17 protein-coding genes are annotated in these 18,902 nt (G+C 41.6%); 11 read left to right on the forward strand and 6 right to left on the reverse strand.

All coding sequences use genetic code 11. From position 1 onward, the window contains the following. Nucleotides 1-7: 7 nt before the first annotated feature. Nucleotides 8-304, forward strand: a complete 297-nt coding sequence (locus RB151_RS19040; protein ID WP_042846336.1) for a DUF1145 family protein — start codon at nucleotides 8-10, stop codon at nucleotides 302-304. Between the two features lie 4 nt (nucleotides 305-308). On the opposite strand, the gene RB151_RS19045 is transcribed toward RB151_RS19040, so the two are convergent. Then, on the reverse strand, nucleotides 309-659 hold the full coding sequence (locus tag RB151_RS19045; RefSeq protein WP_042846338.1) for a DUF2500 family protein: 351 nt from the start codon (nucleotides 657-659) through the stop codon (nucleotides 309-311). A gap of 120 nt (nucleotides 660-779) precedes the next feature. Here RB151_RS19045 and RB151_RS19050 point away from each other — a divergent pair, with 120 nt between their 5' ends. The 3 genes from RB151_RS19050 to RB151_RS19060 all read left to right on the forward strand — a co-directional run bounded on the left by RB151_RS19050 (nucleotide 780) and on the right by RB151_RS19060 (nucleotide 5,104). Further along, nucleotides 780-1,409, forward strand: a complete 630-nt coding sequence (locus tag RB151_RS19050; RefSeq protein ID WP_042846339.1) for a lysoplasmalogenase — start codon at nucleotides 780-782, stop codon at nucleotides 1,407-1,409. 152 nt (nucleotides 1,410-1,561) lie between these two features. Continuing rightward, the gene (locus tag RB151_RS19055) at nucleotides 1,562-3,934 is read left to right on the forward strand and encodes a zinc/cadmium/mercury/lead-transporting ATPase (RefSeq protein ID WP_071548626.1); all 2,373 of its coding nucleotides are present in this window, start codon (nucleotides 1,562-1,564) and stop codon (nucleotides 3,932-3,934) included. Nucleotides 3,935-4,144: 210 nt separating this feature from the next. Then, complete coding sequence (locus tag RB151_RS19060; protein WP_048606102.1) at nucleotides 4,145-5,104, forward strand: Rpn family recombination-promoting nuclease/putative transposase; 960 nt, start codon at nucleotides 4,145-4,147, stop codon at nucleotides 5,102-5,104. 59 nt (nucleotides 5,105-5,163) lie between these two features. Here the strand turns inward: RB151_RS19060 and tusA are convergent, their stop codons facing one another. Further along, nucleotides 5,164-5,418 carry a sulfurtransferase TusA gene (gene tusA / locus RB151_RS19065; RefSeq protein ID WP_042846344.1) on the reverse strand — a complete coding sequence of 85 codons (255 nt, stop codon included), beginning with the start codon at nucleotides 5,416-5,418 and terminating at the stop codon, nucleotides 5,164-5,166. A 168-nt stretch (nucleotides 5,419-5,586) separates the two neighbouring features. Between tusA and RB151_RS19070 the strand changes: the two genes are divergently transcribed. Beyond that, nucleotides 5,587-6,255, forward strand: a complete 669-nt coding sequence (locus RB151_RS19070; RefSeq protein WP_048606101.1) for a 7-cyano-7-deazaguanine/7-aminomethyl-7-deazaguanine transporter — start codon at nucleotides 5,587-5,589, stop codon at nucleotides 6,253-6,255. Nucleotides 6,256-6,573: 318 nt separating this feature from the next. Here RB151_RS19070 and glpC read toward each other — a convergent pair whose 3' ends face one another. The 3 genes from glpC to glpA are packed head-to-tail and all read right to left on the reverse strand — an operon-like array spanning nucleotide 6,574 to nucleotide 10,707. Continuing rightward, on the reverse strand, nucleotides 6,574-7,767 hold the full coding sequence (gene glpC / locus RB151_RS19075) for an anaerobic glycerol-3-phosphate dehydrogenase subunit GlpC (protein WP_048606099.1): 1,194 nt from the start codon (nucleotides 7,765-7,767) through the stop codon (nucleotides 6,574-6,576). After that, the gene (glpB, locus tag RB151_RS19080) at nucleotides 7,764-9,059 is read right to left on the reverse strand and encodes a glycerol-3-phosphate dehydrogenase subunit GlpB (protein ID WP_071548627.1); all 1,296 of its coding nucleotides are present in this window, start codon (nucleotides 9,057-9,059) and stop codon (nucleotides 7,764-7,766) included. Before glpB ends, glpC begins: the two co-directional genes overlap by 4 nt. After that, complete coding sequence (glpA, locus tag RB151_RS19085; protein WP_042846352.1) at nucleotides 9,049-10,707, reverse strand: anaerobic glycerol-3-phosphate dehydrogenase subunit A; 1,659 nt, start codon at nucleotides 10,705-10,707, stop codon at nucleotides 9,049-9,051. The genes glpB and glpA overlap by 11 nt, the downstream gene beginning before the upstream one ends. 439 nt (nucleotides 10,708-11,146) lie before the next feature. Between glpA and glpT the strand changes: the two genes are divergently transcribed. Together glpT and glpQ are read left to right on the forward strand one after the other, a co-directional pair. Beyond that, nucleotides 11,147-12,496, forward strand: a complete 1,350-nt coding sequence (gene glpT / locus RB151_RS19090) for a glycerol-3-phosphate transporter (protein ID WP_042846353.1) — start codon at nucleotides 11,147-11,149, stop codon at nucleotides 12,494-12,496. Nucleotides 12,497-12,600: 104 nt separating this feature from the next. After that, nucleotides 12,601-13,668, forward strand: a complete 1,068-nt coding sequence (gene glpQ / locus RB151_RS19095; RefSeq protein ID WP_042846355.1) for a glycerophosphodiester phosphodiesterase — start codon at nucleotides 12,601-12,603, stop codon at nucleotides 13,666-13,668. Nucleotides 13,669-13,735: 67 nt separating this feature from the next. On the opposite strand, the gene epmA is transcribed toward glpQ, so the two are convergent. Beyond that, nucleotides 13,736-14,713 carry an elongation factor P--(R)-beta-lysine ligase gene (epmA, locus tag RB151_RS19100; protein WP_042846358.1) on the reverse strand — a complete coding sequence of 326 codons (978 nt, stop codon included), beginning with the start codon at nucleotides 14,711-14,713 and terminating at the stop codon, nucleotides 13,736-13,738. 821 nt (nucleotides 14,714-15,534) lie between these two features. Here epmA and frdA point away from each other — a divergent pair. The 4 genes from frdA to frdD are packed head-to-tail and all read left to right on the forward strand — an operon-like array spanning nucleotide 15,535 to nucleotide 18,837. Beyond that, complete coding sequence (gene frdA / locus RB151_RS19105; protein WP_042846359.1) at nucleotides 15,535-17,331, forward strand: fumarate reductase (quinol) flavoprotein subunit; 1,797 nt, start codon at nucleotides 15,535-15,537, stop codon at nucleotides 17,329-17,331. Then, on the forward strand, nucleotides 17,324-18,058 hold the full coding sequence (locus RB151_RS19110; protein WP_004258616.1) for a succinate dehydrogenase/fumarate reductase iron-sulfur subunit: 735 nt from the start codon (nucleotides 17,324-17,326) through the stop codon (nucleotides 18,056-18,058). The genes frdA and RB151_RS19110 overlap by 8 nt, the downstream gene beginning before the upstream one ends. Before the next feature lie 14 nt (nucleotides 18,059-18,072). Next, a complete protein-coding gene (gene frdC, locus RB151_RS19115; protein WP_042846360.1) occupies nucleotides 18,073-18,468 on the forward strand; it encodes a fumarate reductase subunit FrdC in 396 nt (131 codons plus the stop codon). A gap of 15 nt (nucleotides 18,469-18,483) precedes the next feature. Beyond that, nucleotides 18,484-18,837, forward strand: coding sequence for a fumarate reductase subunit FrdD (frdD, locus tag RB151_RS19120; protein WP_042846361.1), 354 nt, complete (start codon nucleotides 18,484-18,486; stop codon nucleotides 18,835-18,837). Nucleotides 18,838-18,902: the final 65 nt, after the last annotated feature.

Below are 18,902 nucleotides of genomic sequence, written 5' to 3' on the forward strand. Positions count from 1 at the left end.
AAAAAACATGTTTATTAACATTGGACGCCTGCTGATGATTTGTGTTTGGGGCTTTATGGTATTTAACCTTATTCACCCGTTTCCTAAGCCACTGAAATACTTTATGGATATTGCAATGGTGTTTATGGTTTTCATGCATGCACTGCAAACTATCTTTCTTAAAGCGACCCTCCCTAAAGGGGAGAAAATCTCAGGTTTAGTTCAACTACGAATTTTCTTTTTTGGGGTTTTTGAAATGCTAGCTATGCAGAAAAAAACCAAAGCCGCGTTGGAAGAAGCAAAGAAAAAACAGTCCGGCCAATAAGGCCCTAGGCTGGCTCAAAACGAACAAACCGCGTACCTTGCATAATAAGTTTACCTTCGCGGCCTAACTCAACGTCTTGGTATTGTTCTTCCGTTACAATAGTTTTGATTATTTCACCACTTGATAGCGTTTTGAAATAAATTTCATAACGAAAAGTTTCTGGAGAGACAACATCTCGCTCTCTAGAACGCATGTTAGGGTAAGGGTAATCTTTTTTATTATCGACTTTAACTAAATAAGTCACAGGCAAAGAGTTATCATTAATTTCATTTTGCTTGCGTTGGTCAAAAAAGCGCTTTGTTGCTAAAACAGCAATGATCGCAAGAACGATAATCAGTAATATTGGCTTATTCATAATGTGAATTTTGTTTAAAAAGTCAGTAACTGTAGTTTATCTTATTTATATAAATAGGACACGTTATCTAAGTAACCTAATCACTGTAGTTTCACTCATTGAACTTATAAGGATATGTGTATGATTAGTTGGCCATTCCTCGCTGTACTCTTTTCCGGTTGGTTGTATGTCGATGCAGCCTATCGAGGACCAGGGTGGCAACGTTGGTTATTTCGCCCTATTACACTGCTACTCTTACTACTCTGGGGGTGGAGTTCTGAGGATTTAAATATTCAAAACTACCTGATTTTAGCAGGCCTATTAGTTTCTCTAGTAGCGGATCTTTCTCGCATGTTATCTAGTGAACGCTTACTAACTTCAGTCGCATTGATGTTCTTGAGTTACCTGATTTATACCATTAGCTTTGGGATGCAATTAAATTTTGGCCTATTCTTACCTTGGCTAGCTGTCCCTCTGATTATTGCAGCCGTTACTCTTGTTTTCATTTGGGGAAAGCTCGAAAATCTACAGGCTATTGTTTTTGCGTCGTTAATCATGTGTATGATTATGGCATGGGTCGCAGGTGACCAGTACTTTGGGCTAGCTCGTGAATATAATTTTTCCATTATGATAGGGGCATCACTACTGTTCTTATCTAACTGTGTTTGGCTAATAGCACATTTCCGTATTCCATTTAAAGCCTCAAAAGCCGTTGTTGCCGCGCTCTATTTTATTGGACAATTCTTCATTGTTCGTGCCATTTATCTGTAACAACAACTCATTCAAGTCTCACGCCAATTGATAAAAAATGCTATTTGAGAATTTTATCAATTGGCACCTCTCTTTTAGTTTGACTCTGGAGTAGACTCCAAAGTGTAAGCTTATCTGCAATGATAGAATATCTTGTTTGATAAGGGGCACTTATGCACACACATACACATAAAGATACCCATGCGCATACGAGCAGTTGCTGCTCAAGCAATAGCAGCTGTTCATCCTCTATTGCGAATAACAGCAAAAAAGTTAGTAATGACTCACATACTCATGAACATAATAATGTGAAGGAATATCCTGACGATGACGAAGAATCTCATCAGCATTCTTCACATCAACACACAAGTCATGACCACCAACACGGCACCAGCTGTGGGCTTAACACACAAACAATTAACGACGTTGAACCAACTCTAGAAGCGAAACAACGCTTTAGTTGGATCATCCGTGGTATGGATTGCCCAAGTTGTGCAAATAAAATTGAAACCGCAGTAAGACAAATTAGTGAAGTTAAACAAGCTAAGGTGTTGTTTGCCACAGAAAAATTAGTTGTTGATGCAAATACTGACATCAGCACGGCAGTACGTTCTACTGTTGAAGCTGCGGGTTATGAATTACTTGAAGTTGGTAATAACAGTGCTGCGTCCCTTGCTCCTCAACAGAGTTTATTGAGTGAAGCTAAACCCGTCATTATCTTAGCCATTTTAATGGCCATTAGTTGGGGGATTGAGTCTTTCAATCCGCAAATTGGTAACATTGCTTTTATTTTAACTACCCTTTTTGGGCTATACCCTATTGCCCGTAAATCGTTACGTTTAATTCGTACAGGCTCCCCCTTTGCTATTGAAACATTAATGACCGTTGCGGCTGTCGGTGCAATATTCATTCAAGCAACTGAAGAAGCCGCGATGGTTATCTTGCTCTTCATGTTAGGTGAAATGCTGGAATCATATTCTGCAGGTAGAGCACGACGCGGTGTTAGCGCATTAATGGCTTTAGTGCCAGAAGATGCGGTCTTAATCAAAGATGGGGAAAAATCCACTATCCCTGTTGCGCAATTACGACCAGGCGACATTATTGAAATAGCCCCAGGTGGTCGTCTACCAACAGATGCTGTTTTGGTTTCGGGTTTTGCTAGCTTCGATGAAAGTGCACTAACAGGGGAGTCCGTTCCGGTTGAACGCAATGTTGGTGAGAAAGTTGCGGCGGGTTGTTTGTCTGTTGATAGAGCTGTTCAAATGGAAGTGGTGTCAGAACAGGGGCAAAATGCTATCGACCGCATTTTACAACTGATCGAGGAAGCAGAAGAACGCCGAGCACCTATAGAACGTTTTATTGACCGCTTTAGTCGTATATACACGCCAATCATTATGTTGATTTCAGCGTTAGTGATTGTCATTCCACCTATTTTCTTTGGTGCATTGTGGGAAACGTGGATATATCGAGGCTTAACATTGCTGTTGATCGGTTGTCCATGTGCTTTAGTCATCTCAACCCCAGCAGCTATAACCTCGGCACTCGCCACTGCAACTCGTCGTGGAGCATTAATTAAAGGTGGTGCAGCACTTGAGCAACTAGGTACTATAACAACAATTGCTTTGGACAAAACAGGTACACTGACAGAAGGTAAGCCTCATGTCACTAACTTAGTGCCAGCAGAAGGCATGACTGAAGGTGAATTAGTGCAAATTACCGCTTCTGTAGAAGTTGGCTCTCACCATCCTCTTGCCAAAGCTGTAGTTAATAAAGCAGAAGAATTATCTTTAACAGTTCTAGAAGCTCAAGAGCGCAAAGCATTAGCAGGGAAAGGGGTTGAAGGTTTCCTTAACAACAAGCATATTCTTGTTAGCGCACCGAATCGCCTTGATATCCCGTTAAATAGTGAGTGGCAAGGTAAAGTTGAAGCCCTAGAGGCCGAAGGGAAAACTGTCGTTGTCACGCTTGAAGATAGCCGTGTCATCGGTTTAACCGCTTTGCAAGATACGCTGCGTAATGATGCAACTGATGCAATGCATATGCTTAAAGCGCTTAATGTGAACGCCGTGATGCTAACCGGTGATAACCCACGCGCTGCTAGTGCAATTGCAAATCAGTTAGGTATGGAATACCGAGCAGGGCTATTGCCAGAAGATAAAGTCACTGCAGTCATGGAGCTTAACCGTAACCATAGTACCATGATGGTCGGCGATGGCATCAATGATGCGCCAGCAATGAAAGCGTCAAGCATTGGGGTGGCTATGGGAAGCGGAACTGATGTGGCTCTTGAAACCGCGGATGCGGCGTTAACCCACAACCGCTTAACCGGATTAGCTGAAATCATTGCGTTATCCCGTGCGACACGAAAAATCATTCGTGAAAACATCGCTATCGCACTTGGGTTAAAAGGTGTTTTCTTAGTAACCAGTTTATTAGGGATCACTGGGCTTTGGGTTGCAGTACTGGCCGACTCAGGTGCAACTGCACTGGTCACTGCAAATGCTGTACGGTTACTTCGAGTAAAATTACCTCAAGTGAAAAAATAGTGTTTCATCAACTAATCAAAGCGCCCTTAGGGGCGTTTTTCTTTTGTAGAAGAAAAAATAACTCTAACCATTACAATATGTTAATTGCCATCTTGACTAAATATTTAGGACTAACTTCACCCCCATTCCATCCCAAACCCCGCTAGAATATCCCCTGAAAATAAGTCATGGTCATCACATTTTGGGAAGGCTAATTATGGGAAGGTTAATATGGTAAAAAGTCACAGCTCAACACCTCATGACTCTGCATTTAAAGGCTTTATGTCTAAAATTGAGAACGCTCGTGATTTTTTTGATATTCACCTACCAATGCATATTAAACAGTTATGTAATTTTGATACCTTGGCCATCACCAATTCTTCATTTATTGATAAGCAACTTCGCTCTCGGTTATCAGATGTTTTATACACTGTGGAAACACTACAGGGCGAAGGCTATCTTTATATGCTAGTTGAGCATCAATCAACACCTGATAAATTTATGGGATGGAGGATGATGTATTATGCATTTTCAGCAATGAATCAGCACTTACAACAAGGGCATCGTCATTTACCCTTAGTCGTCCCTATCTTGTTCTACCATGGGAAAGTCACTCCCTACCCGTATTCACAGCCATGGACCCATTGCTTTCCTTGGCCTGACATAGCCAATGATTTATATAGCCAACCATTTCCTGTCGTTGATATTACCGTTATTGATGACAATGAACTAGTGAATCACCGCAAGGTTGCCGTGATGGAATTAGCAATGAAGCATAAAGATTTACGAGAAAATGTTGAGAAAGTGACTACACTATTAGCTCAAGCGATGAACAATAATTATCATAACAATGATGACATTATCACAATTTTCAATTACTTATTTCTTACAATGGATTCACCTCATTTTAAAATTGTTGTCAGTCAACTTATCAATCAAATTGAAAATAACCAAGAGGCAATTATGAACATTGCACAACGCTTAAAAAATCAAGGAATGCAAGAAGGAATTGATATTGGTGTAAACCGAGGAATTGATATTGGTGTAAACCGAGGAATTGACATCGGTACAAATAGAAAACAACATGAAGTTGCCCTTAAAGGCTTAGAACTCGGGGCCAGTATTGAACTAATTAGCCAACTTACTGGGTTAAGCTACCAAGAAATATTGGACTTACAGCATACTTCATAAGTTAAATTTCAGTGATATTCTCAATCCCTGCCTTATGGCAGGAATTGGCATACTTAATATTACAACCCGCCCGCCTTTTTACGCAATAAATAACGGTAAGGTGTCGTTTCAGCTTCAACAGCCAATAATTCATGTTCCATAAAGCGGCAAAAACCTGGGATATCGCGGGTTGTTGCAGGGTCGTCAGCAATAATTAACAATGTTTCACCCTCAGCCATATTACGGACTGTTTTACGCACTAACATAACAGGCTCAGGGCAACGTAAGCCAAGTGTGTCAAGGGTTTTGCTCGCATTTGCAAATAAGTCAGACATAAAAACGCTTCTACTCAAAGTAATCAATGAGCCAATTATATAATAAAATTGCTCGCGATGAGTGAACAGTTTTGCTTTTGTTGCGCAACAAGCGTATGATGCGCAATTCCCGATTTAGGGATGTATTTCATGGGTTCCCTCACCCCATTGCGACTAAAAAGGTACAATATGTTTGATTTTACTGTGCGGCAAAAAGCCACCGCCTTAATCTGGCTATCTTTATTTCATGTACTAATTATCACTTCAAGTAATTACCTAGTGCAGTTGCCAATTAATATTTTGGGCTTCCATACCACTTGGGGTGCATTTACTTTTCCATTTATTTTTCTTGCTACAGACCTAACCGTTCGTATTTATGGCGCACCACTTGCCCGTAGAATTATTACTGCTGTAATGTTACCTGCATTACTGATTTCATACGTTATTTCAGCGTTATTTTTCCAAGGTGAATGGCAAGGTTTTGCATCTTTATTTGAATTTAACTTATTCGTTGCGCGTATTGCTGCAGCAAGCTTTATGGCTTATGTCCTTGGGCAAATATTAGATGTTGGTGTATTCAACCGGTTACGGCAAAATGCACGCTGGTATGTAGCGCCTGCTTGTGCCATGTTTTTTGGTAACCTGATTGATACTATTGCATTCTTCTTTATTGCATTTTTCCGCAGTAGCGACCCATTTATGGCCGCAAATTGGGTTGAAATTGCTTTGGTTGATTATGTCTTTAAACTACTTATTTGTATGCTGTTTTTCTTACCTGCTTATGGGGTTCTGTTAAACCTAATCTTAAAGTACTTCTTTAATAATGCAGATAAAAAGCAATTAATTCGTCAACATTGAAAATAAAAAAGGAGATAGCTAAATGCTATCTCCAAAAGGGTTAAACTGAGCTAAAACAAAGAATAACACCCCTACAATTCAATAAATTCCGTGAATATTCCGTATAATTTTTAATTATTGAATATTCTCAATATTTCAATTCACAGTTAAATCACCAACGAAGCCAACACCACACAAGCCTCATTCCTCTTAATTCTCTAAATAATTCGTGTTGTGGCTAGGCGGCAAATGAGCGAAACCCTAGGGGCATACACAAGTATATGACTAGGGGTCGCGAATGAAGCTAACAACGCCACAGCGCGAAGTATGACGAGAATTTTATAATGCGCGTGCTAAGAGCGAAATAGGATGCTCACACTTTTTGCTTGTCGACATTTCAATCTGCCATTTACATGTTTCACAGTCAGTGATCACCATATCGACACCACTGTCTTCAATTTGGCGGAACAGGCCTGCCCCAATACCTTGAGAAACTTCATAGTTTTCTTTTTTAAAACCATAAGTCCCAGCAATACCGCAACACTGTGAATCCAGTACAATCAACTCAACACCGGGTACTCGTTTAATCAGCTCTAATGTGTAGGAAGTCCAGCCCATTTTTTCCATATGACAAGGTGTATGATAGGCTACTTTTAATGGGGTATGTTTCAACTTAAGTTCACGCCCCTCTTCCAGTAGGCGATAAATATAGCGTGTTGCCAGCTCAATATTGTCACGCATCTTAGAAGTATCAACATCAAGAACATGGGTATATTCATCGCGAATAGTAAACGTACAGGTGGAGGATGTTGCAACGACTGGAATATGCTTTTCAAGGATAGTTTCTTGCAATGATTCCAAATTCACATTAGCTTGGCGTTTCGCTTGTTTCATAAAGCCATTAGCAATCAATGCGACACCGCAGCATTTTTCACGTTTAAGAAGCTGTACCCCTATGTTCATACCATTAAACACTTTAATCAGGTCTTTACCTAATTGAGGATGGTTGTAATTTACATAGCAACCATGAAAAAATGCCACCTGTTCTTCAAATTTTGCTTGCTCCGCAGCCTGTTTGGAATACCAACGACGGAAAGTCCCAAAAGAGTATTTTGGTAACTCGCGACGATGGTCGATTTTCAATGCCTTATCTAATATTTGGCGTACAGGTTTCAGGCCAGTGATCGTATTCACAACAGGTGCAAATGGCGTTGATAACGACCCCATTAAATCAGTATGGCTGAGGATAGCATCCCGGATTTTCGGTTTTTGCTGGCTATAAGTGTTGCGCGCACGTGCAATAATGTCACCAATTTTAACATCTGAAGGGCAAGCAACCTCACAACGCTTACAGTTAGTACAATATTTCAGCGCTTCATCATAAAGCATTGGGTCTTTTAAGCGTAAACGCTCGCCATCTGGACCTGCTTGTTTTGGCCCTGGGTACAATGGATTAACTTTTGCAACAGGGCAATAAGTAGTACACACCGTGCATTTAATACAGCTTTCAAAGCTCGTATCGAGAATACTCATTGTGCCACCTCCGCCTGCATGGCTTCATTTTTACTTATTTCTCCAATAATTTCATTTGCAGCAAATAATGCGCTAATCATTGAAACCCCAGCGCCACATCCTTGGGTTAGTGGATCAAAACCACCTAATACAGCACCAGCAACATAAAGGTTGTTAATGGTTATGCCCCCTTTTTGAGCGCGCAATTTACCATCTGTTTTTACACCAAAGGCCATATATGGCTGAGAGGCAAAAAACTGTTTATTTGTCCATTTGGCACGTTCAGAAATATCACACAAATCTAATTCCATAAGTGGCTCATAAACGCGGTCAAACTCAGCTACCAAGCCATTATTAAAAAAGCTGCCGGTGGCTAAAACAAAGTGTTTTGCCTTTAAAGATATATCGCCGTGATTGCGTGTTTGAATAGATTCAACTCTTCCATTAATACAATTCACTGACGTTACCTTGTCCCCAGGCATAACGATACCGCCTTGACGACGAAATTGACGTAATAAGCATTCATGCAAGCGAATCCCCAACAAGGATGGTGGCAATGTTGGCAATAAATACAGGGGCTTACCTAACCTTCTTTGTAGCTCTAATACTGGTTCCTCACTATCAAGACCTATGCAAGCGGGCAAAAATACGGCTTCCGCATCAACAACTAAAGGCGAAATCTCCTCAATAATTTGCGTCATATTTTCGGTTCTATCTAACCAACGAGCAACATTGACAGCTCGAAATTCGCTTGGGTTTTCTCTTAAACGATCCAATAGTGGCAAGTGCACATAATGAGCGTTTGCTGATAGCCCTTCACGCTGCAATTCATCAGCCACCATCTGTGGTTGAAAATCCAAAAAACCTTCAATCCCCACAACCGCAATTTTGCCTATATCCATTTTTTGATGTAAAGAAGCTGTAGGAACAACCTCAGGGCTTAACCACGTCATACGCTTATGACCCAATGGTGTGATGCGATAATGATTTTCTTCACAAGAGCCTTTTAAACGAATACCAGTTTGTTGCAGGATAGACTCTGCCATTTGCGCTAATACAGCAACTTGCGCCTCCCCTATCAGACTATAAGGGTGTGTTGGCGCTTGTGCTTTCAGTGCGCTTAACATCGATAAGGGTTTTTCAGCGACTTGTCCATCAGGTAAATGGGTTAATAAATCGAGTGAACCGGAGGAAAAATGTAAGGCATTTTGCCCTGCGCTCACAATGGCGCATGACAAACCTGATTGAGTGAGGCGAATACCACAAAGTAACCCAGCAAGGCCTCCCCCCATAACAACAGCATCATATTTCATTATCCGCCTCCTCCTTCTGAGGTGCTTTAGCCAGCGTTGCCTCATTCATACCGCACAAACCGTGATAAACCCAACTGGTAAACTCGCTTTCACGTAATGCATCACCCCACGCAATTGGACGAATGCCTTTCCAACGTTCATTTAAGAAATGACCTAACTGTTGCTCAGTTTCATGGGGCGTTGTGACATTAAAGCGATTTAACAGCCCTGCGGCACGACAGGCGCATAATTCTCCTTGGCAAGTTCCCATTCCCACACGAGTACGGCGTCGTAAATCAAGTAGATTATTTACTGTTAGTGAATTAACAGCATAACGAACTTCGCCAGCAGTCACCGCCTCACATTCACAAACTAAACTTTTATCTAACCTATCAGTGCTTAAAATCGCAGAAGCACGATCTCCATGACGATAAACTGCAGAGCCGCGAATAGGAGCTGGAATTGAAACAACATTGCGTAATGCTTCTTCCGCGCTATGTTGTGAGCCTGGAAGCGCCGCTTCAGCAGTCGTACACTTCTCATTATGACCTAACTTTTCACAAACCTTATCGGTAGCCCATTCAGCCATCAACCGATAAGTCATTAATTTACCGCCAGTAATAGTGATAAACCCTTCCAAGCCATCACGTTTTGCATGGTCTAACAATACGATCCCTCGGCTTACATTACGCCCTGAAGGGTCATCATCACTAGCAACTAATGGGCGAACGCCTGCATAAGCACGCAAAATGCGCGTTTTCGCCAGTGCGGGGGATAACATAGAGCCTTCGCGGATCAAAATATCCACTTCTTCAGGCGTGACATACATGTTATCAATTTGGTCATATTCAATATGAGTTGAGGTGGTGCCGATCAAGGAAATAGTATCACCAGGCACAAGAATATCGGCGTCCGCAGGCTTGCGGCAACGGTTTATTACCATATTGTTTAATCGATGACCTAAAATCAATAAAGCCCCTTTTGCGGGGAACATTTTAATTTTTAGATCGCCATATTCTGCAATTTTTTGCCCCCAAATTCCCCCCGCATTAACAACAATTTCCGCATAAATATCGTATTGTTTTTTTGCTTGATGGTCATAAACGGTAACACCGCGCACAGTATCCCCGTTACGAATGAGGCCAATAACCTCATGATAAGTTAATACCTTAGCGCCATGCTCTCTAGCATCAAGCATATTCGCTGCGGTTAAACGAAATGGGTCAACAGTTCCATCTGGTACACGAACTGCCCCAATAAGCTGAGGGTTAACTGAAGGTTCAAGACGGATGGCTTGAGCAGGGTCAATTGCTGTTGCATCGATTCCGGCTGCTTGGCAGGCTGTAATAAACTTTTGCTGATAGTCTAAACTATCCTCAGGTAACGTAATGAACAAACCATCTGTGCGCTCAATACAATGATGCGCAATGCGTTTCAATATTTTGTTTTCTTCAATACATTCTTTAGCTGATTCACTGTCCGTTACTGCATAACGTGCACCGCTATGTAGTAAACCGTGGTTACGTCCTGTCGCCCCCGTTGCAATATCATGCCGCTCAAGTAAAACCGTTCTTAGACCTCGGCGAGCGCAGTCACGAGCGACTCCTGCACCTGTTGCGCCACCACCAATTATGATGACATCCGTTTCAGTCACAGATGAGCCATTCATGTCGCATTCCTCACATTAATAAACATTTCTATAATCAGTACAAGTATAGATTCTATTTTTATAATCTATTACTAAATATAGACCAGAAATGCGACCAATGTTTGATAAGGAACAAAAACGAAAGTGATTGGTACATTTTTAGCGTTGAAAACAACAAATACGTGATGTAAATCACAAAATAATTAACAATTATGGTTCCATTCTATTCACAAATGTCATTTACTATGCAACTTCATAAACAAAATCAATAATTGTGCGTTGGATTACAGATAAATTGTTTTCTAACGACTACAATTTAGAGCAATTAAGAAAATAAAAACTCTTAAATTACTCGATTATTTTCGTTTTTGTTACTTCACCAATAATAAACACTCAATGATTTTCTTAAAAAGAGAAGGAATGAGTGAATAAATAATTTAGCATGCCATCGGAGGCGTATATGTTAAGCATTTTTAAACCAGCACCTCACATACAGAGGCTGCCAGCTGACAAGATAGACCCTGTCTATCGTAAGCTTCGCTGGCAGATCTTCATGGGTATTTTCTTTGGTTACGCAGCGTATTATCTAGTCCGAAAGAACTTTGCGTTAGCGATGCCATATCTTGTTGAACAGGGTTTTTCAAAAGGTGACCTTGGTTTCGCATTATCCGGTATTTCAATTGCCTACGGCTTTTCTAAATTTATCATGGGGTCATTCTCTGACCGTGCGAACCCGCGCTACTTCTTACCCGCAGGTCTGATCCTAGCCTCTTTAGTCATGTTAGTTATGGGCTTTGTACCATGGGCGACTTCTAGCATCATGGTCATGTTCGTTCTATTGTTCCTTTGTGGTTGGTTCCAAGGTATGGGTTGGCCTCCATGTGGGCGTACAATGGTTCACTGGTGGTCACAAAAAGAACGCGGTGGTATCGTTTCTGTTTGGAACTGTGCCCACAACGTTGGTGGTGGTATCCCGCCATTGCTATTCATGTTAGGTATGGCATGGTTTAACGACTGGAAAGCTGCTCTGTATATGCCTGCATTGGCTGCTATCCTTGTTGCGATTATCGCATTTGCATTAATGCGCGATACACCACAATCTTGTGGTCTTCCACCTATCGAAGAATACAAAAACGACTATCCAACAGACTATAAAGAGTCTGATGAACAAGAGCTAACCGCAAAAGAAATCTTCATGAAGTATGTCTTCCCTAACAAACTGTTATGGATGATTGCGATTGCCAACGTATTTGTTTACTTATTACGTTACGGTGTTTTGGACTGGTCTCCGACTTATCTGCGTGAAGTAAAACACTTCGCTATGGATAAATCTTCATGGGCCTACTTCTTATATGAATACGCAGGTATCCCAGGAACACTTCTGTGTGGTTGGATGTCGGATAAAGTTTTCCGCGGTAACCGTGGTGCAACAGGTGTGTTCTTTATGACCTTAGTAACCATCGCAACTATCGTATTCTGGATGAACCCAGCGGGTAACCCAAATATTGATATGGCCTGTATGTTGGTCATCGGTTTCTTAATTTATGGCCCGGTGATGTTAATTGGTTTACACGCACTTGAACTGGCTCCGAAAAAGGCGGCAGGTACAGCAGCAGGCTTTACTGGCTTGTTCGGTTACCTCGGGGGTTCAGTTGCGGCAAGTGCTATCGTCGGTTACACCGTTGACTTCTTCGGTTGGGACGGTGGCTTCGCTGTCATGATTGGTGGTTCAGCATTAGCGGTTGTTCTACTGTTTATCGTGATGTTAAGCGAAAGCAAACATAAACGTGAATTAGCAAACTCACAATAAGCATTCATCAAATGTTCATTGTTAATCGCTAGACTCGTGGGCTATATCAAAAAATGATGTAGCCCATTTTTTTTATCCAATTAAAGTGCCAAGGAGATATAATCATGAACTTTCCATTAAAAACATTGGTGGCAAGTATGGTTTTAGTGATGTCAGTGTCTGCCGTAGCTCAAGCTTCAGGTAAAGTCGTCATTGCACATCGTGGTGCAAGTGGTTATTTACCCGAGCATACTCTACCCGCTAAAGCAATGGCTTACGCACAAGGTGCAGACTTTCTTGAACAAGATTTAGTCATGACAAAGGATAACGAGCTTGTGGTGTTACACGACCACTATCTTGATCGGGTTACAGATGTTGCCGAACGTTTTCCAGATCGTGCTCGCAAAGATGGCCGTTACTATGCGATAGACTTTACGCTGGATGAAATTAAATCTCTTAAATTCACTGAAGGATTTGATATTGTTGATGGCAAGAAAGTCCAGAGTTACCCGAATCGTTTCCCAATGGGTAAATCAGACTTTCGTGTTCATACATTTCAAGAAGAAATTGAGTTTGTTCAGGGCTTAAACAAATCCACAGGTAAAAATATTGGTATTTACCCAGAAATTAAAGCACCTTGGTTCCATCAACAAGAAGGGAAAGATATCACTAAAAAAACACTAGAGGTGCTAAAAGCATATGGCTATACCAACAAAGACTCTAATGTTTACCTACAATCGTTTGACCCAAATGATCTAAAACGGATTAAAAACACATTGATGCCTGAAATGGGGATGGATCTTAAGTTAATTCAGTTGATCGCTTACACGGACTGGAATGAAACTCAAGAACAAAAACCAGATGGTACTTGGGTTAACTATAATTACGACTGGATGATGAAACCTGGTGCAATGAAAGAAATTGCCACATACGCTGATGGTATTGGCCCTGATTACCATATGCTAATCGATGAAGAGTCTACCCCAACTAATATCAAAGTGAATGATATGGTAAAAGAAGCCCATGAAAACAAAATGGCAGTTCACCCATTCACCATTCGTGTCGACAAGCTACCTAAATATGCAAAAGATGGGCAGCAGCTTTATGACATCATCTATAACCAAGCAAATGTTGATGGTGCCTTTACCGACTTCCCTGATTTAGGCGTTAAATTTCTAGAACAACAAAAATAGCTTTTATTGGTTGTAAAACAATAATGCAGCCATCTGGCTGCATTATTAGAAACGGTTTATTTCGCTGTTACGCAATAGTAACGGGAAACGCGATGACATCGCTAATCTTTTCTGCATTTAATGCCATCATGATTAACCTATCAACCCCAACAGCAACGCCTGAGCAATCAGGTAAGCCGTGCTCAAGCGCTGACAATAAATGCTCATCAATAGGCTGAATAGCTAACCCCATTGCCGCACGCTTACGGTTATCTTGCTCAAAGCGTTGGCGCTGTTCACTGGCATCGGTTAATTCATGGAAGCCATTCGCTAATTCCATCCCTTTGTAATACACCTCAAAACGCTCTGCTACCCGGTGATCTTCTGTGCTAATCACAGCTAACGAAGCTTGAGTCGCCGGAAAATGATAAACCACTGCCGGCCTTTCTTTACCAATATGAGGTTCAACCCCCATAGTAAATAACAACTGCAATAAGGTATCTTTATCTTCTTCGTTATCAGCGATATTGCTTAAATCTAAGCGTGCAGCGACTTCTCGTAACTCACTTTTCTCTGCTGAAAGTGGGTCAATATCCAGATAACGTAAAAATGCTTGCTGATAAGAAAGCAGCTCGGCACTTTCGCATTCTAAAACCTGTTGTAATAAGTCATCAACTTCATTGATTAAACGGTACATATCGAAATGTGGGCGATACCATTCAAGCATGGTAAATTCAGGGTTATGGTGCCTCCCCGCCTCTTCATTTCTAAAGCTTCGACCTAATTGGTAGATAGGCCCACTACCCGCAGCGAGTAAGCGTTTCATATGATATTCAGGGCTTGTCATCAAATATAAATTCAGCCCCTGTGCGGCTCCAGGGCCAACAAAACGCGTTTCAAATGGAACAAGATGAATGTCAGTTACAGTTGCCTGACTCATTGCTGGTGTTTCGACCTCAAGTACACAGCGATCAGTAAAAAAACGCCTGATTTCCGCAATAATTTTTGCGCGCTGTAGCAGGTTAGCGATGGGGGCGGTTGGCTGCCAGTTCGCTATATCACTCATGAAGATGACTCCAAAATAAACTTAGTCGTGCAGTGTACCCACCTCACCTGCAACACACAATGAATTTACACTGATAAAGCATAATTATCTGGGTAAAAAAACATGATTGCTTACGGGCCGTGTTAGACACTAAAGGTGAGTAAAGAGATGCTGATTATCACCTGCTTTACACGATTAGGCAAAGTCTTTACTTTTTAGTAGAAATGGTACCGCTTGTACTAGAATGAACAAAAGAATAAAAAGAACACAAAACATGATTATTTCTTATGTTATGTGACACAACTGTTAATAAAAAAACGAAACGATTCGCTTTCTCAACTTATTTTAGAAATTAAACAATAAAATAAAATTTATCTGCAAAATAAATAGTGAAGCCGCTCGCAAATAAATATTCAATATGAATTAAAATATTCAGCGATAATAACAATATTATTCACTTAAAGTTGATAAAACCCGAGTATTCCACTTGGTTTTATATACTATAATAGTATGTAAATTTAATGATAATTATTTGAAATTCCTTTTTATTCACTGTTAACAAACTAAAAAAACATAAAATGTAAAAACAATTTATAAAAAGAAGATCAAGATCACACTTTATTGCTAATTTTGGCTAAAACCCCCCTCTATATCAAATTTATCTTGGGGACTATTCGTTATAATTCACAGCATGATAAGTCATTATTAGCTATTATATTATTTACTATTAAAAAACAGATATTTTGTCGTTTAGCCCAAAGTTAAATGACAAATGACATAGCTAATTATCAAAAGTATTTAAAAGAATTTATCAATTTACACTTGAACAATGGAGAAGCGCAGTGCAAACCTTCAATGCCGATTTAGCGATTATCGGGGCCGGGGGCGCAGGCTTACGTGCAGCAATTGCTGCCGCTGAAGCAAATCCCAATATCAAGATTGCTCTGGTCTCAAAAGTATACCCAATGCGTAGCCACACAGTGGCCGCAGAGGGGGGATCAGCTGCAGTTACTCAGGCTCATGACTCCTATGACTATCATTTTAATGATACTGTTGCTGGTGGGGACTGGCTGTGTGAGCAAGATGTCGTCGATTATTTCGTCGAACATTGCCCTACAGAAATGACCCAACTAGAACTATGGGGTTGCCCGTGGAGCCGTAAACCAGATGGTTCAGTTAACGTCCGCCGCTTTGGTGGGATGAAAATTGAACGTACATGGTTTGCTGCCGATAAAACCGGCTTCCACATGCTCCATACGTTATTCCAGACATCATTAAAATATCCGCAAATTCAACGTTTTGACGAGCATTTTGTTCTAGATATCATTGTCGATGAAGGTCAAGCTCGTGGCCTTGTTGCACTTAACATGATGGAAGGCACCAAAGTTCAAATCCGTGCGAACTCTATCGTTATGGCAACAGGTGGGGCTGGTCGTGTTTATCGTTACAATACCAACGGTGGTATCGTAACAGGCGATGGTATGGGGATGGCATTTCGCCATGGGGTTCCACTACGAGACATGGAATTCGTGCAATATCACCCAACGGGTCTGCCAGGTTCAGGTATCTTAATGACCGAAGGTTGCCGTGGTGAAGGTGGTATCCTTGTTAATAAAGATGGCTACCGTTACTTGCAAGATTATGGAATGGGGCCAGAAACACCGCTCGGCAAGCCTGAAAATAAATATATGGAACTGGGTCCTCGTGACAAAGTTTCTCAAGCCTTCTGGCACGAATGGCGTGCAGGTCGCACCATTAGCACACACCGTGGTGATGTTGTGTATCTGGATCTTCGCCACCTTGGTGCAGAAAAACTGCATGAGCGTTTACCATTTATTTGTGAATTGGCGAAAGCCTACGTGGGTGTTGACCCAGTCACAGACCCTATTCCTGTTCGCCCAACGGCTCACTACACCATGGGTGGTATCGAAACAGATCACAATACTGAAACCCGTATTAAAGGCCTGTTTGCAGTGGGTGAATGTTCGTCTGTCGGCTTACACGGCGCAAACCGTTTAGGCTCTAACTCACTCGCTGAGCTAGTAGTATTTGGTCGCTTAGCCGGTGAACAAGCTGCCCGCCATGCTGCTGAGGCAACGCCAGCCAATGCAAATGCTATCGAAGCCCGTACTCGTGATATCGAAGCTGACCTCAGCAAACTCATGAACCAAAAAGGGAAAGAGAGCTGGTCGAAAATCCGTGATGAAATGGGTATTTCAATGGAAGAAGGCTGCGGTATCTACCGTACTCCTGAATTAATGCAAAAAACGGTTGATAAGATTGCTGAACTGAAAGAACGCTTCAAAAATGTCGAAATTACCGACCATAGCAGCGTCTTTAATACTGACCTACTGTACACCATTGAATTAGGCTTTGGCCTTGATGTGGCGGAATGTATGGCTCACTCTGCAATCAACCGTAAAGAATCACGTGGTGCACACCAACGTTTAGATGAAGGCTGTACTGAGCGTGATGATGTGAATTTCCTTAAACATACTTTGGCATTCTATAACCCTGAGGGCTCCCCTCGTTTAGAATACAGTGATGTGAAAATCACGAAATCTCAGCCAGCTAAACGTGTTTACGGTGCCGAAGCTGAAGCTCAAGATAAGGCGAAGAAGGAGCAAGCTAATGGATGATATGAAACACCTAAAAATGGAGATCATGCGTTACAATCCGGAAACGGATAGTGAACCCCATTTGGTGACGTATGATGTCCCTTACGATGAGCAAACTTCTTTGTTAGATGCGTTAGGCTATATCAAAGATAACCTTGCTCCAGACCTGTCTTATCGTTGGTCTTGTCGTATGGCTATCTGTGGTTCTTGTGGCATGATGGTAGATAAAGTCCCTAAACTGGCTTGTAAAACCTTCCTGCGTGAATACCCACAAGGTATGAAAGTTGAGCCGTTAGGTAACTTCCCAATCGAGCGTGACCTTGTTGTTGATATGACTCACTTTATTGAGCGTTTAGAAGCAATCAAACCCTATATTATTGGGAATGATCGCAAACCATCTGAAGGCCCAAATAAACAAACGCCTGCACAGATGGCTAAATACCATCAGTTCTCAGGTTGTATCAACTGTGGTCTGTGCTATGCAGCTTGCCCACAATTTGGACTGAACCCAGAGTTCATCGGACCAGCCGCGATCACATTGGCAGAGCGCTACAATTTAGATAACCGAGACCATGGTGCGAAAGAGCGCATGACCTTGTTAAATGGTGACAACGGTGTCTGGAGCTGTACGTTTGTAGGCTACTGCTCTGAAGTCTGTCCTAAGCATGTCGACCCTGCAGGCGCTATCCAGCAAGGTAAAGTTGCCAGTGCGCAAGACTTTGTTATCGCCATGCTGAAGCCACGATAAGGAGAATTGAAGTCATGACTACGAAACGTAAACCCTATGTCAGAGAAATGAAGGGCGACTGGTGGCAAAAGCTCGGTTTTTACCGCTTTTACATCATGCGTGAAAGCACCTCCGTTCTTCAGGTCTGGTTCAGTATTTTAGTCCTGTATGGGGTGTTTGCGCTTAAAAGCGGTCCTGAGTCTTGGGCTGGCTTTGTTGGTTTTTTAAGTAACCCAATTATTCTTATTATTAACATCATTACGTTAGCTGCAACGCTGCTACATACCACAACGTGGTTCAACCTTGCACCTAAAGCTGTCAGTATTATTGTTAAAGATAAGAAAATGTCTGATGAGCCTATCGTTAAAGGCTTTTGGGCTGTCACGATTGTCGTCACTGCGGCAATTTTAGCTATCGCATTGTTATTTTAATCGAAGGAGAATCTGATGAATCTAACGCCTAAACGTTCCGATGAGCCGATTTTCTGGGGGTTATTTGGTGCTGGTGGTATGTGGAGTGCTGTAATTGGCCCCGCAATTATCATCCTGTTAGGGATTTTAATTCCACTGGGTGTCGCACCAGAAATGCTTAGCTATGAACGCATTATGGCATTTTGCCAAAGCTTTATCGGCCGCGTTTTCTTATTACTGATGATTATTCTGCCAGTATGGTGTGGTATGCACCGTATTCACCATACACTGCACGATTTTAAAATCCATGTCCCTGCAACTAAATGGGTTTTCTATGGCGGCTCAGCGATCATTAGTGTGATCGCAGTTATCGGTGTTTTCACTCTGTAATTGCGAACCTAACAAAATATACATACCCCATTAGCTATTGAGTAATGGGGTATTTTTTATTTAAA

This window comes from Providencia rettgeri, from assembly GCF_001874625.1.
GTDB lineage: Bacteria > Pseudomonadota > Gammaproteobacteria > Enterobacterales > Enterobacteriaceae > Providencia > Providencia huashanensis.

Excerpts from the sequence above, each read along its gene's own strand:
- RB151_RS19040 (WP_042846336.1), top strand. The coding sequence starts at position 8 with ATGTTTATTAACATTGGACGCCTGCTGATGATTTGTGTTTGGGGCTTT.
- RB151_RS19045 (WP_042846338.1), bottom strand. The coding sequence starts at position 659 with ATGAATAAGCCAATATTACTGATTATCGTTCTTGCGATCATTGCTGTT.
- RB151_RS19050 (WP_042846339.1), top strand. The coding sequence starts at position 780 with ATGATTAGTTGGCCATTCCTCGCTGTACTCTTTTCCGGTTGGTTGTAT.
- RB151_RS19055 (WP_071548626.1), top strand. The coding sequence starts at position 1,562 with ATGCACACACATACACATAAAGATACCCATGCGCATACGAGCAGTTGC.
- RB151_RS19060 (WP_048606102.1), top strand. The coding sequence starts at position 4,145 with ATGGTAAAAAGTCACAGCTCAACACCTCATGACTCTGCATTTAAAGGC.
- tusA (WP_042846344.1), bottom strand. The coding sequence starts at position 5,418 with ATGTCTGACTTATTTGCAAATGCGAGCAAAACCCTTGACACACTTGGC.
- RB151_RS19070 (WP_048606101.1), top strand. The coding sequence starts at position 5,587 with ATGTTTGATTTTACTGTGCGGCAAAAAGCCACCGCCTTAATCTGGCTA.
- glpC (WP_048606099.1), bottom strand. The coding sequence starts at position 7,767 with ATGAGTATTCTCGATACGAGCTTTGAAAGCTGTATTAAATGCACGGTG.
- glpB (WP_071548627.1), bottom strand. The coding sequence starts at position 9,059 with ATGAAATATGATGCTGTTGTTATGGGGGGAGGCCTTGCTGGGTTACTT.
- glpA (WP_042846352.1), bottom strand. The coding sequence starts at position 10,707 with ATGAATGGCTCATCTGTGACTGAAACGGATGTCATCATAATTGGTGGT.
- glpT (WP_042846353.1), top strand. The coding sequence starts at position 11,147 with ATGTTAAGCATTTTTAAACCAGCACCTCACATACAGAGGCTGCCAGCT.
- glpQ (WP_042846355.1), top strand. The coding sequence starts at position 12,601 with ATGAACTTTCCATTAAAAACATTGGTGGCAAGTATGGTTTTAGTGATG.
- epmA (WP_042846358.1), bottom strand. The coding sequence starts at position 14,713 with ATGAGTGATATAGCGAACTGGCAGCCAACCGCCCCCATCGCTAACCTG.
- RB151_RS19110 (WP_004258616.1), top strand. The coding sequence starts at position 17,324 with ATGGATGATATGAAACACCTAAAAATGGAGATCATGCGTTACAATCCG.
- frdC (WP_042846360.1), top strand. The coding sequence starts at position 18,073 with ATGACTACGAAACGTAAACCCTATGTCAGAGAAATGAAGGGCGACTGG.
- frdD (WP_042846361.1), top strand. The coding sequence starts at position 18,484 with ATGAATCTAACGCCTAAACGTTCCGATGAGCCGATTTTCTGGGGGTTA.